The sequence below is a fragment of the Picosynechococcus sp. PCC 11901 genome, from assembly GCF_005577135.1.
Taxonomy (GTDB): Bacteria; Cyanobacteriota; Cyanobacteriia; order Cyanobacteriales; family MRBY01; genus MRBY01.
In genome coordinates this window covers 1,021,489-1,039,536 of sequence record NZ_CP040360.1, presented here as the reverse complement: position 1 = coordinate 1,039,536, position 18,048 = coordinate 1,021,489, and the positions used below count along the sequence as shown (strand labels likewise).

Sequence of the window (18,048 nt, the reverse complement as noted above, 5' to 3'; positions counted from 1 at the left end):
TTGTTGATATTACGCAATTTTTCTTAATGGTTATCCTACTGCGATCGCCTAAGAATGTCGAATCAAATCCCTTTGCACGGACTTCCTCCATCCCATAGAATGATTAAAAATCTTTAACAGTTAGCTTTAATCTGCCGCCATAAGGAGAAACCCCTGTGATTGAACCCCTCTTACTCGGTATTGTGTTGGGCCTGATCCCCGTAACCCTCGCTGGTTTATTCGTCGCTGCCTATCTCCAGTACAAGCGTGGTAATGACCTCGGCATGGAGTAACTAGCCATCTACGGCTTCTATCCCAGTAGCGATCGCCAATCCTTGCTTTTTTGGAGCAGGGATTATTTTTTACAACACAATGCACCACGGGTTTAAAAGGGAATTTCCCTTGTTAGAATTTTGGGCAGAAACGTTGGTGGGCAACACCGTTGCTGTGGGCGATCGCTCCCCACCCATGGTTTGGACTGTTTCAACTTACCTTCTCAAGTCTTTAGAGGTTAGCGCCATTGTCATCTAGTACCGTTCGGCACAAAACGAAAAAAGCCCTTGCCCGTCAGTCCAAGGAAAGGCGATCGCCCCAAGGTTTCTTGCGGGGAATTGCCCAAAAGGCTATGGGAACGGTGATTGGTTGCACTATGCTCGGCAGTGCGATCGCCGCTGGGGGGTTGGTGGGTCTCGCCATTAGTTTCCGGAACCTGCCCGATGTGCGGACCCTAAAGACCTATGTGCCCACCGAAACCAGCTATATCTACGACATCAACGGCAAAGTCCTCCTGAGCCTCCATGGTGAAGCCAACCGAACCAATATCGAACTCAGTGAAGTTTCCCCCGAACTCAAGATGGCCGTCCTCGCCATCGAAGATAGCCATTTTTACCAACACAACGGCATCAATCCCACCAGTATCGGTCGGGCAATCCTCTCCAACCTCGAAGCAGGCGGCATCACCGAAGGAGCCTCAACCATCACCATGCAATTGGTGAAAAACCTCTTCCTAGCCCAAGATCGTACCTACAACCGTAAACTCGCCGAAACCGTTCTTGCCCTCCGCATCGAACAGATTTTCCCCAAGGATGAAATCCTAGAAATGTACCTCAATAACATTTATTGGGGCCACAACAACTATGGCGTCGAAACAGCCGCCGAATCCTATTTCAATAAATCCGCCGCCGATCTAACCCTGCCCGAAGCCGCCGTGATGGCCGGGATGATCCAAGCCCCCGAAGATTACAGCCCCTTTCGAGATTACCAAGCCACCAAACAACGGCAAAAAATTGTCCTGAATCGCCTAGAGGATCTCGGTTGGATTACTCCCGAAGAAGCCGCCGCTGCTGCCCAAGAACCCCTTTTGGTGGGCCAACCGACTGCCTGGAAAGCCAGTGCCTCCCCTTACATCACCCAAGCCGTAGTAGAAGAGCTCACCCAACGCTTTGGCGAAGAATTAGTTCGTAAAGGCGGGATGCGCGTCCAGACCACCGTGGATCTCAATATGCAACGCCGTGCCGAAGAAACGGTACAAAAAGCCTTTCAGCAGGCCCGCAGTCGGGGGTTACGGGCTGACCAGATTGCCGTAGCTGCCGTCGATCCGCGTACCCATTTTGTCAAGGTTCTGGTGGGGGGCAGAGACTACGAAGAAAGCCAATTTAATCGAGCGATCCAGTCTCAACGTCAGCCAGGATCAGCCTTTAAACCTTTTGTTTACTACACTGCCTTTGCGAGTGGCAACTATACACCCTTTTCGACCATCGACGATAGCCCTGTGAGTTACCCCGACGGCAACGGTACCTATTCACCCCAAAACTATGGGGGATCTTTTTCTGGCACCGTGAGTTTGTATGACGCCCTAATCACTTCCAAAAACGTTCCCGCTGTCAAACTTGGGAAAGCAGTGGGCCTCGAAAAAGTGATCGAACTATGTCGTTTATTGGGAATCGAGAGTCCGCTCCAACCAGTTATTTCTCTGCCCCTCGGCGCAGTGGGGATCAGCCCCCTAGAAATGGCCAGTGCCTACGCCACTTTTGCGAGTAATGGCTGGCAAAGTGAAACAACTTTGATCTTGCGGGTCACCGATAGCCAAGGGAATGTTCTTTTGGATAATACACCCCAGCCACGTTTAGTTTTAGATCCTTGGGCTACGGCCTCCCTGACAACAGTCCTCCAAGGAGTTGTGAATGGCGGCACGGGTCAGGCCGCTAATTTAGGCGATCGCCCCGCCGCTGGAAAAACTGGCACTACCTCCTCAGAACGGGATGTGTGGTTTGTGGGCTATGTACCCCAACTGGCAGCAGCGGTTTGGATTGGCAACGACGACTACCGACCCATGGGCGCTGGTACCACTGGCGGCGGCGATGCGGCTCCCATCTGGCGCGCCTTTATGCAGGAAGCCCTTAAGGGAGAAGAACCCCAATATTTCCCGGCAGCGTCTAAATATCCCCGCCCTAAACCGTAGGGGTATCCGGCATAATAGGACAGTCTTTTTCCATTTCCTTGGGTTAGAACTTTGGTTTATATTAGTGTCGTTATTCCCACCTACAATCGCAAACCCATTTTGACAAAATGCCTCCAGGCCCTAGAACAGCAGCAAGTGCCGGAAGAGCTAGAAAATGGAGGCTACGAGGTGGTGGTGGTGGACGATGGCTCCACCGATGGCACAGTGGATTGGCTCCAGACCGAAGCGGATCAATATCCCCACATACGACTCTTTGAACAGTCTCACAAAGGGGCGGCGGCGGCCCGAAACCTCGGCGTAGAACAGGCCCAGGGGGAGATTATTATTTTTATTGATAGTGATCTGGTCGTCACAGAAACTTTTTTGGCAGCCCACCTAGAGGGACTCCGCCGGGGTAAACGCAAACTCAAAAGCGATCGCCTATTTACCTACGGACGTGTGATCAATACTGCTAATTTTGAAGATCCCACCAGCGAACCCTTTAAGGTGACAGATTTTTCGGCGGCCTACTTTGCCACGGGAAATGTGGCGATCGCCCGCAAATGGCTCCTCGAAGCTGGCTTATTTGATACCGGCTTTCAGCTCTATGGTTGGGAAGATTTAGAACTGGGTGTCCGTCTCAAAAAACTGGGTCTCACCCTGATTAAATGTCCCGATGCCGTCGGTTACCACTGGCATCCCCCCTTCAGTTTGGCGCAAATCCCTCAGCTCATTGATCAAGAAATTCAACGGGGCAAAATGGGGGTCATCTTCTACAAAAAACACCCCACCTGGGAAGTTCGCATGATGATCCAAATGACCTGGCTCCACCGTCTGCTCTGGGGCATCCTTTCCCTGGGGGGCTGGCTCAATGAAAAACGTCTAAAACCCCTTTTAGGTTGGCTAATCCAGCGAGGAAAATCACAACTGGCCCTCGAAATTGCCCGGATTTTTCTCAATTGGTATAACGTGCAGGGGGTCTATGCTGCCTACCGAGAAGATCAACTGGCCCGTCGATCTTGAATTGCGCAAAAATTATCTTGACAAGATCATGGGGATTGAGCTATGAATTAGCAACCGTAAAAAATCAATCTCTTTCAGTTCTTAAAAATCGAGTATTTTTTTCCTGAAAAAAGCTAACTTTTTGTTGGTTACGGAATCTGTCTCAGGGTTGATTTTTTAACAATTTTATTTGTACTAGGTCTATTTCTCTACACATCCCACGAAAACAACGATTGTGACTCCTTCTGCCTCTAACTTTGCCACTCCCAAGTATTTTGACCCTGCCGCCCGGGAGTCAGAGTTGCAACTCGTTTCCGGCAAGCCAGACTCCCGCTTAGAAACGGCCATTGGCGAAGATGTCGAATTTTTGCGGGCGCAAATTGCGAAGCTCAGCCGAGAGCAAACGAAGGTTCAAGATCTGTTGAGTTCCCTGGGTTTTGCCCTCAGAAGTTTTAACAACCTCAACCAATTTCTTGAGTTGACCCCCTTAATGTCTGCGCGGGTGGTGGATGCTGATGGTGGTGCTTTGGTGCTGTTTGATGCCCAGGGCCAGGTGCAGCTCGAAAAATTTTATTGTGGTGAAGGGGGAGATTGTCAGTTTATTCGACAAGCATTTACGCAGCTTCAGACGGGATCGCGGACCATAAACCCTGAGGCAGCGACCTGTACGGCCCAGGAAGCGTTGCAGTTTGACGAAAAACTCCAGGCCCAGCTCGGCGAAGAAATTCGGGTTTGTAGCACGCCCATCCTTGTCAAAAATGTGACCCGTGGCAAGCTCTACGTATTTAGTCGTGATCCCCAGTATGGCTGGGATATTACCCGGCGAAAATTGGTGCAACTGGTGGCGGATCAAACGGCGGTGGCGATCGCCAACAATGACCTCACCAGCAAACTCCGGAGCAAGGAAAAGCAAGACCGGGAACTAGAAATCGCCTCGGAAATTCAAAACCATCTTTTACCCAGTGAATGTCCGCAAATCAAAGGTTTGGCGATCGCCGCCGATTATCGCAATGCCTACCGGGTTGGGGGCGACTATTACGACTTCATTCCCAGTAACTACGACCGCATCCGCCGCCAGGATGATCCGAAGCTTGTGCAATGTGTCCCCTGGAGTATCGTCATTGGCGATGTCATGGGGAAAGGCGTCCCGGCAGGTTTGATTATGACCATGACCAGGGGGATGCTCCGGGCCGAAGTGCTCAATCGCCACAGTCCCGCCAAAATCCTTGAACACCTAAACCGGGTCATGTACGCGGATCTGGATAATTCCCACCGATTTGTGACCCTATTTTATTCAGAGTACGATCCGAAAACCCGTACCCTGTCCTATAGCAATGCGGCCCATCACCCGCCGCTACTGTGGCGCGCCCAAACCCGAAACATCGAACCCCTCGACACCCAGGGCATGTTGATTGGTCTGGATCTAGATTCGTCCTACGAAGACGCTAAGGTGGTGCTGGAGGTGGGGGATATCATTCTCTACTACACCGATGGGTTTACCGATGCCGTCAACTCCCACGGCGATCGCTTTGACGAAGAAAACCTTGTGCGCGTCTTTCAAAATGCCTGCCAAAATTGCCAGACGCCGGAAGCAATTGTGCAGGAACTCTTTACCCAAGTGGAAAAATTTACCTATCCCAAAGTGCGTGGCGGTGATGATATGACCTTGGTTGTTGTGCAGGTACAATCAGAAGCAATTGAGTCCCATCTGTGTCAACACCATGACTGCTAAATCTCCTGTGCCCTTACCATCAGTAGCATCTGAGCAAATTGTGATCGCCCAAACGGGCTATGTCGAAGATCCTGATATTTTGGGTCAAATCCGTGATGGCTTTCAAAATTTCGTCGATAGTGGTCAAATGTGGGCCTTGATCTTAGGTTTTGTCCTCGGTTATTGGTTTAGTGGCATCCGTCGCGGTTAAGGGATTTCTCTCCTCTGATAAGTACGGTATGCTTAAAAGGAATTTTTCCTGCTTTGGAAAGATTTCTGTCGATATTACTAGCCCCTAGACTGTTTTCGTGTCTAAGTCTTTTCGCTTACGATCATCTCCTACTTTGATTGCGAAGGTGCGCCGTTTCAGTCAGCGCCCGCGTCGATGGTTTGCCCTCAGTCGGTCTGTGGATTGGCTTTGGGTGGGCAAAGTTGGCGGATTGGGGGTCGGCATTACTAGTCTTTGGCTCTGGCAATGGCAACTACTGGTGGCGATCGCCTTGGGAGCTGGGGCAATGGCCGCGATTTATCTTTTTGAAGCTTCGCCTTGGCAGAAATATTTAGAAGAAGGTTATCGACTCTGGCATAGTCGCCACCGACGGTTACTCCTGGCGGGTATGGGCGGCAGTCTCACGGTGTTACTGAGTTATGGGGCGATCGCCTTTTGGCAATCCATGGCGAACCACTGGCTGACCAGTGTAATGCTCCTTCAAGGGTTCATGATTAGTGCGATGTTTGCCCTCTTGTTAAATCGCCACTGGCAGTATCAATCTCCCCAGAATCAATTTGAACAAGCCCTGGAAAATTTAGGCGATCGCAGTAGTATCCGCCGACTCTACGCGATTCGTCAATTGCGGCAGTTATTACAAGAGCAACGATTGACGGCAGAACAGCGCCACACCCTCCACACCTTTTTGCAATTAAGCTGGCAACAGGAACGGGAAAAGCCCCTGCGGGAAGCCCTCCTGGGAACATTGCGCCTCTACACCAGACCCCAAACCCCATCTCCCCGACCCCTCCAACTCCAAAAATCCCGCCCTCCCCTTAACTTGACCAGGCAGCAACAAACCCGCAAATCTTTAGTCAAAGAGCAGGTCTAGGGGTTTTTGAGCAACAATGGCCCAACCCTTTGATCTGATTATCCTGACCAATGGCCCCGGTGAAGTGACCACTTGGCTCCGTCCCGTCGTGCAGGCTGTGCGTGCCCATTGGGGAAGTCTGCCGCGCATTTCTGTGGTCTTGGCTCCCTGTTCCCACAGCACGGGTCAAGAAGCGGCGATCGCCCGCAGTTATCCCGAAGTTGACCGGGTTCAGGCCGCCAAGCATTTTTTCCCATTTCTGCTCTGGGGAAAAACCGCCGAATCTTGGTCTTGGTTTTCCCAGGGGGTGGTGCTTTTTCTCGGTGGGGATCAATTTTTTCCCCTGGTGATTGGTAAACGCCTCGGCTTTAAAACCCTAATTTACGCCGAATGGGAAGCTCGCTGGTGGCGCTGGATTGATGCTTTTGGGGTAATGAATGCCCAAGTTCTAGCGAAAATCCCCCCCAAGTACCAGGCTAAATTTCAAGTGGTCGGCGATCTGATGGTGGATATCTCCCAGGAGGCGCAGCAGACTCGCACCACACCGATCATCGGCCTCTTACCAGGCTCTAAGGGAATGAAACTCGCCCAGGGAGTCCCTTTACTCGTGGCCACCGCCAGTGTGATCCGCCGCCAGCGCCCAGCGGTGAAATTTTTGCTCCCCGTAGCCCCGACCATCACCGTGCAAACGCTACTGCACTATGGCGATCGCCAACGAAATCCCATGGTAAAACGCTTTGCTGCACCTGCCATTGAGCTTTGCCACACTGGGGATCAGCCCTATTTACAAGTCGCCGATGGCACGCAGATTCAACTGGTCACTGACTTTCCTGCTCACCAGGACTTAAGGCAATGTCAACTTTGTCTCACCACCGTTGGCGCAAATACCGCTGAATTAGGCGCTTTGGGCTTGCCGATGCTGGTACTTTTGCCCACGCAACAGTTGGACGCGATGCGCGCCTGGGATGGCATTCCCGGTCTCATTGCGAAAATTCCCTGGTTGGGAACCTGGTTTGTGCGCTGGCTTAACCGACGTATTATTACCCATGCCCGCAAACATCAAGTGCGTTATGCTTGGCCAAATATTTGGGCGAAAAAAGACATTGTGCCGGAGCTGTTGGGGGAACTAGATCCAGAAACCCTAGGAGCTTTGGTCTTAGATTATTTAGACCATCCTGAAAAACTTAAGGCGATGCAAGCCTCTCTCCAGGCTTGTCGTGGCGAGGCGGGGGCCGCCCACAAATTAACGCTGATGATCGGTGATCTGTTGCACTTAACGACGGTGGATTTAGGCCATCAGCCGCCGCCAGTACACCCTCAGGATTCCCGCTTAAACCAGGGAGAATAGTTAAGGGTAAATACTTAGCCTTTGGGGATCAAAGGCGATCGCCCTTTGCCAGACGGGAATTTTTTCGAGATAATAGACCTAAGCATAGCGTAGCCCTTTTTTTGCACCGAATTGCTGCTATTGAAGCGAGGCACAGATTAATAATGTTTCATTTCTTGTTTATTTTGGCATTTGGAATTATCGCCACCATCGCAGCGGTGAACTTGGTGCGCAGCTTTATGATGCTGAGTAATGAAACAAGGGTCTACCCGAATTTTCAGAGTAATACCCAAGGAACGCAATCCCAACGGCCCCGGCCGACCCCCCACCCAGAAATGGTTGACGACTTGGGCCAACCGATTAATGAACCGCTATTGGTCGTGCGATCGCTAGATGTAGAAGACGCGAGGCAACGCCTGGACAATTTATACAACTCATCGCCGAGTGGTGAAAATAACCAAGAAGAGGATGCCTAGAACCGATGGCAACCTTACCCCCTTGGCTCATCGTTGATCCCCTCCTCCAACAGTGGTTACAGGAAGATCTCGGACGCGGCGATCGCACGACCCAATCCCTTTTTGCAAATACCCCAGCCCCCATCGGTCAGGCGAAATTGATTTTAAAAGCAGATGGTCGGGTTGCGGGCTTGCCTTTGGTAGGACGGGTTTTTCAGTTACTGGATCCCCAGAATTTTAAATTTGAAACGGTTTTGTCAGAAGGTTCTTCGGGACAGCCGAAGAATTTAATCGCCACGATGACGGCTCCCCTCGATATTTTGCTCATGGGGGAACGGGTCGCGTTGAATATTTTGATGCGCTTGAGCGGGATCGCCACAATGACGGCGCAGTATGTGGAAAAAATTGCTGATTTGCCGACGCAATTGGTGGACACCCGCAAAACCACTCCTGGCTTACGTCTGCTGGAAAAATATGCGGTGCAGGTGGGTGGCGGGCAAAACCATCGTTTTGGGTTGGATGATGCGGTGATGATCAAGGACAATCACATCCAGGCGGCAGGGGGAATTTCCCAGGCGATCGCCCTTGTGCGGCAAAATATGCCCTATCCTCTAGCGATTGAAGTAGAAGCCGAAACCCCGGAACAGGCTTTTGAAGCGGTGACAGCGGGGGCCGATATTTTAATGCTGGATAATATGTCCGTGGCGATGATGGCGGGTTTGATCCCCCAGTTACGGGAAAAAAATCCCCGTTTGAAATTGGAAGCGTCGGGCAATATTACCCTCGAAACCTTGCGGGAGGTGGCGTTGACGGGGATCGATTATATTTCCACCAGTGCGACGATTACCCGTGCGCCGTGGCTCGATATCAGTATGAAAATTACGGCTTAGTGTTAAAAAAATTTTCACTGAATGGCTAATCAATATATAACGGATCAACATTAATCGCAAGGCTTACCGGACGCGGACAAAATTCCCGCAAAAAAGTCAAATCGGGGATCTCCGTTTTGCGCTGGGGAAATTTCAGCACCACCTGCCAACGGTAACGCCTTGCCACTCGCAGAATATTCGCTGGCACGGGGCCAAGAAGTTCGTCTTCGGGTTCGAGCAACGGGAAACATTTTTCGGCGATCGCCTCGGCGGTGTAGCGTACCTGATCATGATTTTCTCCACTAAAGCGCAGCAAAATTAATTTGCCAAAGGGCGGATAGCCCAATTCCTGCCGTTGACTTATTTCCCGCTCGGCAAAGGTCAGGTAATCATGGGTTTTCACCGCTTGAATCACCGGATGCTCTGGGGAATAGGTCTGAATGATCACCTGTCCCGGTTCATCGCCTCGACCCGCCCGACCCGCCACTTGGGTCAGGGTTTGGAAGGTGCGTTCCGCAGCCCGATAATCACTTTGATGCAATAGTCCATCCGCCGCAATCACCCCCACAAGGGTCACTTGAGACACATCTAAACCCTTCGTGAGCATTTGGGTTCCCAGTAAAATATCCGCCTCACCCCGGGCAAATTGCCCCAATAAGTCGCGGTGCGCCCCTTTGCGACGGGTCGTGTCACTATCAAATCGCAGACAACGTAACTGAGGAAATTCCTTGGCGATCGCCTGGAAGACCTTTTGGGTGCCGTTCCCGAAAAACTTGAAATAGGGGGAATTACAGCTAGGGCAATGTTTGGGTTGGAGTTGGCTATGATCGCAATAATGACAGCGCAATAGGGGCATACTTCCCTCCTGGACATAGTGGTAGGAGAGAGACACATCACAATGGGGACATTCCATCACGTAGCCGCAACTGCGACAGGAAACAAAGGTGCTGTGACCGCGACGGGCAACGAATAAAATGCCCTGTTCGCGGGTCTGGGCGATGCGTTCGAGGGCTTGCCGGAGGGACTGACTAAACAGAGAATAATTGCCGACCCGCAGTTCGTGGCGCATATCAACAATTTCCACGGGGGGCAGGGGACGGGATTGCACCCGTTCGGGGAGGGAAACGTAATGGTAGCTGGAATTTCGGGCGGTTTGAAATTTTACCCAGGTGTCTAGGGCCGGGGTCGCAGACCCGAGAATGAGTGGACAATTTTCCTGTTGCGATCGCCACCGGGCAACGGTGCGGGCGTGGTAGGTGGGGGCGGGCTGATCCTGTTTGTAGCTGCTATCGTGTTCTTCGTCGAGGATGATCATCCCCAGATTGGGCAGGGGAGCGAAAACAGCGGAACGGGTGCCGATAATAATTTGGCTGTCGGGGCGCAACATTTGTCGCCAGGTATCGTAGCGTTCCCCTTCTGATAAGCCGCTGTGGTAAGTCAAAACGCGATCGCCAAACCGTGACCGAAACCGATCCATTAGTTGCGGTGTGAGACCAATTTCTGGCACGAGAATAAGGGCAGATTTTTGCTGGGATAACAGGGGGGCGATCGCCTGGAGATAAACCTCCGTTTTCCCTGAACCCGTCACCCCATGTAACAAAACTTCCCCGTATCCTTGGATGGCTTGAATCGTTTCTAAGGCTTGTTGTTGGGCGGCAGTTAGGGTTTTTGCTTGATCTGAATTTTGATCTGGGGCGCGGTGTAAGCGTAATTTTTCCCGTTCGGCGATCGCCACACAACCGACTTTTGCCATTTTCGTCACCGTTGCCGCCGTTGTTTTCGCCACCCCCACCAATTCCGAGAGCCACATTTCGCCCCCTTCATGGCGCAACACCAGCAAAATTTCCCGTTGCCGTTTGGTGAGCCCTTCCCGTTCGCCCACGTAACTCACCCACTTTTGTCGCTGCCCGTGGATGACCTGGGGTGTCGCCAAATATCGTTCTGCGAGGCCCGCCTTTTCCAATTCCTGTATCCCCCGATAGACCGACTTAATCTGTCGTTGGAGGTACTTCACACTGTAATCCTGGGTTGATCCCCGCTGGAGTAACTGGAAAAGTTGTTGGGCCGTCGGTGGTAAAGAGTCGATGTCGATGGAGGCGAGATCGGTTTTCAAAAGCCGAACACGGGGTTGCGATCGCCGCAATAAACCCGGCGGCAAAGCCATTCGTACCACCGTCATCATATCCGTTTGATAGGCCTGGGCAACCCGCAATAAAAGCTGCCAATAGTGAGGCGAAAAAAAGCCCCGCGCAATGATCCCCTGCACCGGACGAATTTGCTCAGGATCTAGTCCCTGAGGGAGCTTTGCAATGAAGCGAATGGCGATCGCCCCCACCTGTTGCGCCCCAAACCCAACCAATACGATATCCCCTGGCACCACCGTCAATTCTGGCGGCACTCCATAGGTAAAAAGCCCCTGAGTATAACCACAATCAACTAAGACCTCAAGCCAATCCAAATCCCCGATCTCCTAAGATTCCCAAAACTCACTGCAAAAGCACTATACCCCATGATTTTTTATCAATTCAAATAAGCATAATTATTTTTCTCTATATACAACCCTAGGTAGAGGGAAGTAAGAAGTAAATTATGAGAATTTATTTTTCTAATCAAAACTAAACTTTCTTAAAATTTCCTGGATTACATCACATTAAATAATCCTTAAAAGAAGTGTCGCTGATAATGCAGATGCCGCCAGTCTGCTATGTCAAGCTATTTTGATGGGCAACCGATCTTTTGGGGCTTGGCAAGCAATTTAAGAAAAATTTACACAACTTCCCTGGGCAAAAGATCCACTCAACAAAACCTTAATTTTGTATTTAACAAAACCATATTCTACTCAACCATCTGCTACATTAATTCTGAGAAAAGTCTCGGATTTTTCCCAGAAACCTTTACTAATTGCTGCAATTGTTGATTTTTATTAAAAGCTTATTTACATTCCCAGAGCTCAAACAGGTATAACAGTTCTAAGGAATGAACTGTCTGCTCCTTGAAATTGTTTTAGCTGCATCCTGATAAACGATTATTTGGTATTGAATTCTGCTTATTTTTGTTTTTCTTTAGCTAATCCTCGCTTCCCACCACACATCCCCTGACTCTTTATTTCGTAGGATTATGTTCGACACAACCACAACCAACAGTCTTGACCCTGTGTATGCTCAAGATAGCCATCAAGCCACTGAATTAGAATCGAGCAATTCAATGGTTGAAGCGGAATTTTCAGAGACAGAACTCACAAATTTGCGGGGAGTCCGTAGTCGCAATGAGGATACTGTCGGTGCTTTTTTTAAAGAGATGGCCCGCTACCCCCTCCTCAAGCCAGACGAAGAAATTCAACTGGCCCACAGTGTTAAGTTCCTCAATGATGCTGAAGAGCGTCGCCTTGAACTTCAGGAACAATTGGGGCGATCGCCCACCAATGAAGAATGGGCGAGTGTCCTTGGCCTCGAAACGGTTAAACAGCTCAACTCTGCCCTGTACAAAGGCCGGGTGGCGAAGCGGAAGATGATTCGCTCCAATCTGCGTCTTGTGGTCTCCATTGCGAAACGCTATCTCAACCGGGGTGTACCGTTCCTGGATCTGATTCAAGAGGGGGCGATCGGCCTTAACCGTGCCGCCGAAAAATTTGACCCCAACAAAGGCTACAAGTTTTCGACCTATGCCTATTGGTGGATTCGCCAGGCGATTACCCGCACCATTGCTAATGATGCCCGGACAATTCGCTTACCGATCCACATCGTCGAAAAGCTCAATAAACTCAAAAAAGCCCAACGGACGCTCAAACAAAGCCTGCAACGGAATCCAACTGAAGCGGAATTGGCCCAAGAACTCGATATTACCGCTGATCAACTCCACCAACTCCTTCAACTCCGGCGTCAATCTCTCTCCCTGAACCACCGGGTGGGTAAAGGTGAAGACACGGAACTGGTTGATCTCCTTGAGGATGATGGCCTTCAACTTCCCGAAGAACGGATGAGTGAAGCGATGATGCGCCAAGAACTTTGGGATGTCCTCGGTGACGTGCTCACTGACCGTGAAAAAGAAGTCATTGCCCTCCGCTATGGTCTCTCCTCTGAACAGCCCCATACCCTCGAAGAAGTGGGTGGGATGTTTAATCTGTCTCGGGAGCGGGTACGACAAATCCAAAGTAAGGCGATGCGTAAGTTACGGCGTCCCCAGGTGGCCCGCCGCCTCAAAAGTTGGCTGTATTGATCCCCTAAATTAATCTTTGCTGGATTTGGCGATCGCCAACCTAGATTATTCCTCCTTTCGCTTTTGCCCCCGTAGCCCCTCTGTAATATTTAAGAGGGGTTTTTTCTATGGTTTATTGCTTTTGTGCCCACAAAAAAACCCGCTTGGTGCGGGCGCGTTTTTCATGAATTAATCATTTCAACGATTTTATGTGGTTCCAACCTGTAGCCTCATTCCCAAGACTGTCTAGTACAAGGGAACGTTAGCATCAACTTCTTCACTCCAGGCTTTGATCCCGCCTTTGACGTTGATACCTGTAATGCCTGCTTCCTGGAGAATACCGAGAGCTTTCGCTGAGCGGCCGCCCATCTTACAGTGGGCAATTAACTTTTTCCCTTCTGTCAGTAATTCCTTGACCTGATCAACCCCATCGCCTTGTTCAATATCGGGTAGAGGGATCAGGGTCGCCCCCGGAATTTGGGCAATGTCATATTCGTGGGGATTGCGGACATCAATCAAAACATAATCATCAGCATCGCTGTCTAATAATGCCTTGAGCTCTGTAACTGTCATTTCTTCCATAGCTGCCTGCTGTTCTGCCTCCGCTGCCTTTGCTTGGGGAATGCCACAAAACTGTTCGTAATCAATTAATTTTTCGATTACAGGACGTTCTGGGTTGGGACGTAATTTCAATTCCCGGAATTTCATATCGAGGGCATTGAAAAGTAAAAGTCTGCCACTGAGGGTATTTTTTGCCCCAAGGATAATCTTGATGGTTTCTGTGGCTTGGATCGTGCCAATAATCCCTGGTAATACACCGAGGACACCACCCTCTGCACAGGATGGCACCATGCCTGGTGGCGGGGGTTCGGGATATAGATCGCGGTAGTTGGGGCCGCCTTCGTAGTTAAAGACGGTGGCTTGGCCTTCAAACCGGAAAATCGAACCGTAGACATTGGGCTTATTTAAAAGCACACAAGCATCGTTCGTGAGATAACGGGTGGGGAAATTATCAGTCCCATCCACAACGATGTCGTAATCTTTGATAATGTCGAGGGCGTTACTCGAATTAATCTGGGTCTCGTAGAGATCAACTTGACAAAAGGGGTTGATTTCTAGAATCCGGTTTTTAGCCGATTGGATCTTCGGCTTGCCAACCCAAGAAGTGCCGTGGATGATTTGGCGTTGCAGGTTAGAAAAATCTACAATGTCGAAATCGACCAGACCAATCCGACCGATTCCCGCAGCAGCAAGGTAGAGCAGTAATGGCGAGCCGAGACCACCACTACCAATACAAAGGACACTGGCGGCTTTAAGCTTCTTTTGTCCATCTACGCCCACTTCCGGCAAGATTAGGTGCCGTGAATAGCGTTCGTAGTCATCCTTTGTTAGTTCTATAGTGTCTAAATTAGGATTTAACATTTTTGGGTGTTCTGAGGAAATGTTTTAGAGTCTGCGGTCTGGGGTCACGACCAAGAACACGATTGCAGTCTTTTAGTCTACTGCGTTGTGGGGTTAGATTCTAGGTTAGCTTAAGGGATTGTGCCTTGGGCAGAAAATATTTTGCCCAGGAATAGGCGACGATTGATGAATTTATTGGTATTTTTTGAGGAAAGCATTGTGCAACACTGCGTCAAATTGTATTGACAGGGTATAGTCGCTTTTAGGATTCACTAAGCGGGATAATTTTGTATTGATCCCTAGGAGAAACGGTCTTATGGTTCACGGTCAGGAAGTTACGAATGGGGATCACCCCCGCAAAGGCTCCACGAAGCTTCTTCGATCACCGCGCCACAATCTCTCCCGCCGCCATAAGCCAAAGTCTAAGGTTTTTTCGCCTTTCGTGCGGGGACTGTCATGGGGGGTTGGGTTTATGGGCACAATTCTCCTATCCGCTTCCCTAGGCACGGCGATCGCCGTCTATACCCCCATTGCCCAATTGGTATTACCTTTTCTGCCAGCTCCCCTGGGAAGCCTTGCCACCGACGGTTTACGGCAATTAGGGACTTACAGCTTGGGTCGCCCCGTGAATGTCCTTGTGATGGGGGTTGATCGCGTCGAAGGGACGGAGAATCCAGAAGCCGAATTTAATGGACGCAGCGACACAATCCTCTTAGTTCGCTTCGAGCCAGAACAGGGACAAGTCAATATGCTTTCGATCCCCAGGGATAGCCAAGTCAGAATTCCCAATGTGGGCATTACAAAAATTAATGAAGCCAATGCCTATGGTGGCGGTCAGTTGGCAGCCCAGGTTGTGAGTGACGCTTTAAATGGTGTGACAGTCGATCGCTATGTGCGTTTGACCACCGACACCTTCAAAGAGTTGGTTGATGCCGTGGGGGGAGTTAATGTGTTTGTCCCAGCGGATATGCAATACACAGACCAGACCCAGGGCCTAGAGATCAACCTCGAAAAAGGCTGGCAAGTGCTAGATGGAGAACAGGCAGAACAGTTTGTCCGCTTCCGGCAGGATCAATATGGTGACATTGGTCGGGTACAACGCCAACAGATACTCCTCAAAGCGCTCCGGGAAAAAATCCAGTCTCCGGCGATTATTCCCCGTCTCCCGGCTCTGATTGGTTTAGTACGTGAACACATTGATACGAATCTAACCTGGGAAGAAATGCTGGCATTGATGAATTTTTCGCGACAGCTTGAGCCAGAAAATTTTCAGATGGTGATGCTCCCAGGGCGCTTTAGTGACGTGGGTGAATATAACCGTAGTTACTGGATTATTTCTGACCAGGGTAAAAATCAGGTGATGACAGAATTTTTCGCGGTGGAATCGCCCGTCTGGTCAGCCCCCGGCGAAAATGATGGCACTTTAACGAACAACGTGCGCATTGCGATTCAAAATGCCTCTGGTTCACCGGGAATGGCGCGGCAGGTGTCGGAATTTTTGCAGGCCCAGGGCTTTACGAATATTTATTTGTCGAGTGATTATCCAGACCGCCTTGAGCAAACCCAAGTGATCGCCCAACAGGGAAATGTGGCTGGGGCAAATCAACTGCTAGCAAACCTAGGTACGGGCAGGGTTGAAGCTTCTTCCATCGGCGAAATTGAATCGGACTTTACGATCCGTGTGGGCCAAGATTGGCTGGAACGATCCCAGGAATCGTTTGTGTCCAATTAATTTGAAATTAATTGAATCGATTAGCAACTAAGCAAATTAATGGAAAACTTACGGACGCAGGTCTTGGTGGTTGGGGGCGGCACCGGGGGGACAGCCGCAGCAATTCAATGTGCGCGACAAGGAATTGAGACAATTTTGGTGAGTGAGTTTCCCTGGTTGGGGGGGATGCTCACGGCGGCAGGGGTTGCGGCACCGGATGGCAATGAACTCAAGGCCTGGCAGACGGGACTCTGGGGTGCTTTTCTCCGGGAGCTACAACGGCGACATCAGCAAGCAGGCTTAGATCACAGTTGGGTGAGTATGTTCACTTTTGAGCCGCGAGTTGGGGCTGAGATTTTTGCAGATTGGGTTAAAGCGGAGCAGCAGTTAACCTGGATTGCGGGACAGATCCCCCTGGAAGTCAAAAGACAAGGCGATCGCCTTTGTGCGGTACGTTTTCCAGATTATTGGATTGAGGCGGACATGATCCTCGACGGGACAGAATTAGGGGATCTACTGGCCCTGGGGGAGGTACCCCACCGTTGGGGTTGGGATTGGTCGGAGAAGTTTGAGGAACCCAGCGCTCCTGCTGCTCCCAACGAAATGACACAAATCTATCCGGTGCAGTCGCCCACCTGGGTTTTTTATCTAAAGGAAAAAGGGGTGCAGCCACCGCCTAGCCATGGCGATTTTTCGGCGTTCCAAGGGGCTTGGGAAAAATATGGCCTGGAGCATTTTCTGAATTATGGGGGCTTGCCCAATGGCCACTACATGATGAACTGGCCCCTCGCTGGCAATGATTTTGGTTTGGGGGGCGATCGCCTTTTAGATCCCCAGCAACGCCTTAATTTTTATCGGGAAGCCCAGGCCCACAGTTTGGCGTTTGCGGATTACATTTACCAAGCATCTGGCGGCAAATATGGCCTAGCGACGGGCGTTTTTCCCCATGACTTGTACGGCGGCAGTTTTGCCCTGATGCCCTATTTCCGGGAAAGTCGGCGCTTGATCGGGACAGAAACCCTTACGGAGCAGCAAATTTTACCCCAGGGTACTGTTGCGCCTTTGCCGTTAAATTCAGCCGGAGAAGTCCAGGCGATCGCCGTTGGGAATTACGCCAATGACCACCATTATCCGGGCTTTGAGTTTCCCCTCACGCCAAAGTCGATCCCCTGGGGCGGCCGCTGGACAGGTACTCCCTTCACGATTCCTTACACGGCTCTATGCTCGGCCACGGTGGAAAATTTGCTTGCTTGTGAAAAAAATATTGCCGTTTCCCACATCGCTAACGGGGCAACGCGCTTGCAACCCCTGGTACTCAATCTTGGTCAGGCAGCAGGCCAAGCAGCGGCCCTGGCAAGTCAAAATCGGTGCGCTCCAAAAGAGATTGATGTCCGGCAACTCCAAGAAAAATTATTGACGGATAACGTCGCACCCGCAGCAGTGATCCCTTTGTATAATTTGGCCTTTGACCATCCCGAATGGCTGAAATGGCAACGATTTTACCTCGATCATCCTGAACAATATCCTGAAAATGGTTTATGCGATCGCAGGCCGTTTGTCTCAGCACCCACACCCCAGGCAAAACTCTACAGCGGTGAAATTTTTCCCCAAGGTAATTGCCAATATGCGATCGCCTTACCTGATCAGTCGCAACCAATTCAGGTGGTAACCCTCGATCCCCAGATGCACCAATGGCTGGGAAATTTGCAGACTCCCCAAAAAATTCAGGCGATCGGCAGAATTAACAAGGCCGCCCCTTGGTTTGTCCTTGAGGGAATTTAAATAAAACCTACTACTACATCCAGTTAAGGATGCGATATTGGATAACCTCGATGATATAAAGTTTGAATTAGCCACCAGCTTTGTTATGGGATCGCTTG

The 18,048-nt window shown here is 50.5% G+C and carries 15 protein-coding genes; 13 read left to right on the top strand and 2 right to left on the bottom strand.

The window, feature by feature from the left end; all coding sequences use genetic code 11:
• The first annotated feature begins 155 nt into the window (after nucleotides 1-155).
• From petG to nadC, 10 genes are all read left to right on the top strand, one after another.
• Nucleotides 156-272, top strand: coding sequence for a cytochrome b6-f complex subunit V (petG, locus tag FEK30_RS05950; protein ID WP_012306008.1), 117 nt, complete (start codon nucleotides 156-158; stop codon nucleotides 270-272).
• Nucleotides 273-381: 109 nt separating this feature from the next.
• Nucleotides 382-510, top strand: coding sequence for a hypothetical protein (locus FEK30_RS17075; protein WP_255447975.1), 129 nt, complete (start codon nucleotides 382-384; stop codon nucleotides 508-510).
• Nucleotides 500-2,440, top strand: coding sequence for a transglycosylase domain-containing protein (locus FEK30_RS05945; protein ID WP_138072333.1), 1,941 nt, complete (start codon nucleotides 500-502; stop codon nucleotides 2,438-2,440). The genes FEK30_RS17075 and FEK30_RS05945 overlap by 11 nt, the downstream gene beginning before the upstream one ends.
• Nucleotides 2,441-2,491: 51 nt before the next feature.
• Nucleotides 2,492-3,442: a glycosyltransferase family 2 protein gene (locus FEK30_RS05940; RefSeq protein ID WP_030006148.1), complete on the top strand. Its 951-nt coding sequence runs from the start codon at nucleotides 2,492-2,494 to the stop codon at nucleotides 3,440-3,442.
• A gap of 214 nt (nucleotides 3,443-3,656) precedes the next feature.
• Nucleotides 3,657-5,153: a PP2C family protein-serine/threonine phosphatase gene (locus tag FEK30_RS05935; RefSeq protein WP_255447974.1), complete on the top strand. Its 1,497-nt coding sequence runs from the start codon at nucleotides 3,657-3,659 to the stop codon at nucleotides 5,151-5,153.
• Nucleotides 5,143-5,343 carry a hypothetical protein gene (locus FEK30_RS05930; RefSeq protein ID WP_138072331.1) on the top strand — a complete coding sequence of 67 codons (201 nt, stop codon included), beginning with the start codon at nucleotides 5,143-5,145 and terminating at the stop codon, nucleotides 5,341-5,343. Before FEK30_RS05935 ends, FEK30_RS05930 begins: the two co-directional genes overlap by 11 nt.
• 97 nt (nucleotides 5,344-5,440) lie before the next feature.
• A complete protein-coding gene (locus FEK30_RS05925) occupies nucleotides 5,441-6,232 on the top strand; it encodes a hypothetical protein (protein ID WP_138072329.1) in 792 nt (263 codons plus the stop codon).
• A gap of 16 nt (nucleotides 6,233-6,248) precedes the next feature.
• Nucleotides 6,249-7,559 carry a glycosyltransferase family protein gene (locus FEK30_RS05920; RefSeq protein WP_138072327.1) on the top strand — a complete coding sequence of 437 codons (1,311 nt, stop codon included), beginning with the start codon at nucleotides 6,249-6,251 and terminating at the stop codon, nucleotides 7,557-7,559.
• A 143-nt stretch (nucleotides 7,560-7,702) separates the two neighbouring features.
• Complete coding sequence (locus FEK30_RS05915) at nucleotides 7,703-8,014, top strand: DUF2973 domain-containing protein (RefSeq protein WP_030006144.1); 312 nt, start codon at nucleotides 7,703-7,705, stop codon at nucleotides 8,012-8,014.
• A gap of 5 nt (nucleotides 8,015-8,019) precedes the next feature.
• Complete coding sequence (gene nadC, locus FEK30_RS05910; protein WP_138072325.1) at nucleotides 8,020-8,883, top strand: carboxylating nicotinate-nucleotide diphosphorylase; 864 nt, start codon at nucleotides 8,020-8,022, stop codon at nucleotides 8,881-8,883.
• A 25-nt stretch (nucleotides 8,884-8,908) separates the two neighbouring features.
• Here nadC and priA read toward each other — a convergent pair whose 3' ends face one another.
• Nucleotides 8,909-11,320 carry a primosomal protein N' gene (gene priA, locus FEK30_RS05905; protein ID WP_138072323.1) on the bottom strand — a complete coding sequence of 804 codons (2,412 nt, stop codon included), beginning with the start codon at nucleotides 11,318-11,320 and terminating at the stop codon, nucleotides 8,909-8,911.
• A 659-nt stretch (nucleotides 11,321-11,979) separates the two neighbouring features.
• Here priA and FEK30_RS05900 point away from each other — a divergent pair.
• The gene (locus FEK30_RS05900) at nucleotides 11,980-13,077 is read left to right on the top strand and encodes an RpoD/SigA family RNA polymerase sigma factor (protein ID WP_030006142.1); all 1,098 of its coding nucleotides are present in this window, start codon (nucleotides 11,980-11,982) and stop codon (nucleotides 13,075-13,077) included.
• A gap of 225 nt (nucleotides 13,078-13,302) precedes the next feature.
• On the opposite strand, the gene moeB is transcribed toward FEK30_RS05900, so the two are convergent.
• Entirely contained in the window at nucleotides 13,303-14,478 is a 1,176-nt protein-coding gene (moeB, locus tag FEK30_RS05895) for a molybdopterin-synthase adenylyltransferase MoeB (RefSeq protein ID WP_062432027.1), read from the bottom strand.
• A gap of 295 nt (nucleotides 14,479-14,773) precedes the next feature.
• Between moeB and FEK30_RS05890 the strand changes: the two genes are divergently transcribed.
• Together FEK30_RS05890 and FEK30_RS05885 are read left to right on the top strand one after the other, a co-directional pair.
• A complete protein-coding gene (locus FEK30_RS05890) occupies nucleotides 14,774-16,189 on the top strand; it encodes an LCP family protein (protein ID WP_138072321.1) in 1,416 nt (471 codons plus the stop codon).
• Nucleotides 16,190-16,228: 39 nt separating this feature from the next.
• Nucleotides 16,229-17,950 carry an FAD-dependent oxidoreductase gene (locus tag FEK30_RS05885; protein ID WP_138072319.1) on the top strand — a complete coding sequence of 574 codons (1,722 nt, stop codon included), beginning with the start codon at nucleotides 16,229-16,231 and terminating at the stop codon, nucleotides 17,948-17,950.
• Nucleotides 17,951-18,048: the final 98 nt, after the last annotated feature.

Excerpts from the sequence above, each read along its gene's own strand:
- FEK30_RS05930 (WP_138072331.1), top strand. The coding sequence starts at position 5,143 with ATGACTGCTAAATCTCCTGTGCCCTTACCATCAGTAGCATCTGAGCAA.
- FEK30_RS05920 (WP_138072327.1), top strand. The coding sequence starts at position 6,249 with ATGGCCCAACCCTTTGATCTGATTATCCTGACCAATGGCCCCGGTGAA.
- FEK30_RS05915 (WP_030006144.1), top strand. The coding sequence starts at position 7,703 with ATGTTTCATTTCTTGTTTATTTTGGCATTTGGAATTATCGCCACCATC.
- nadC (WP_138072325.1), top strand. The coding sequence starts at position 8,020 with ATGGCAACCTTACCCCCTTGGCTCATCGTTGATCCCCTCCTCCAACAG.
- FEK30_RS05900 (WP_030006142.1), top strand. The coding sequence starts at position 11,980 with ATGTTCGACACAACCACAACCAACAGTCTTGACCCTGTGTATGCTCAA.
- moeB (WP_062432027.1), bottom strand. The coding sequence starts at position 14,478 with ATGTTAAATCCTAATTTAGACACTATAGAACTAACAAAGGATGACTAC.
- FEK30_RS05890 (WP_138072321.1), top strand. The coding sequence starts at position 14,774 with ATGGTTCACGGTCAGGAAGTTACGAATGGGGATCACCCCCGCAAAGGC.
- FEK30_RS05885 (WP_138072319.1), top strand. The coding sequence starts at position 16,229 with ATGGAAAACTTACGGACGCAGGTCTTGGTGGTTGGGGGCGGCACCGGG.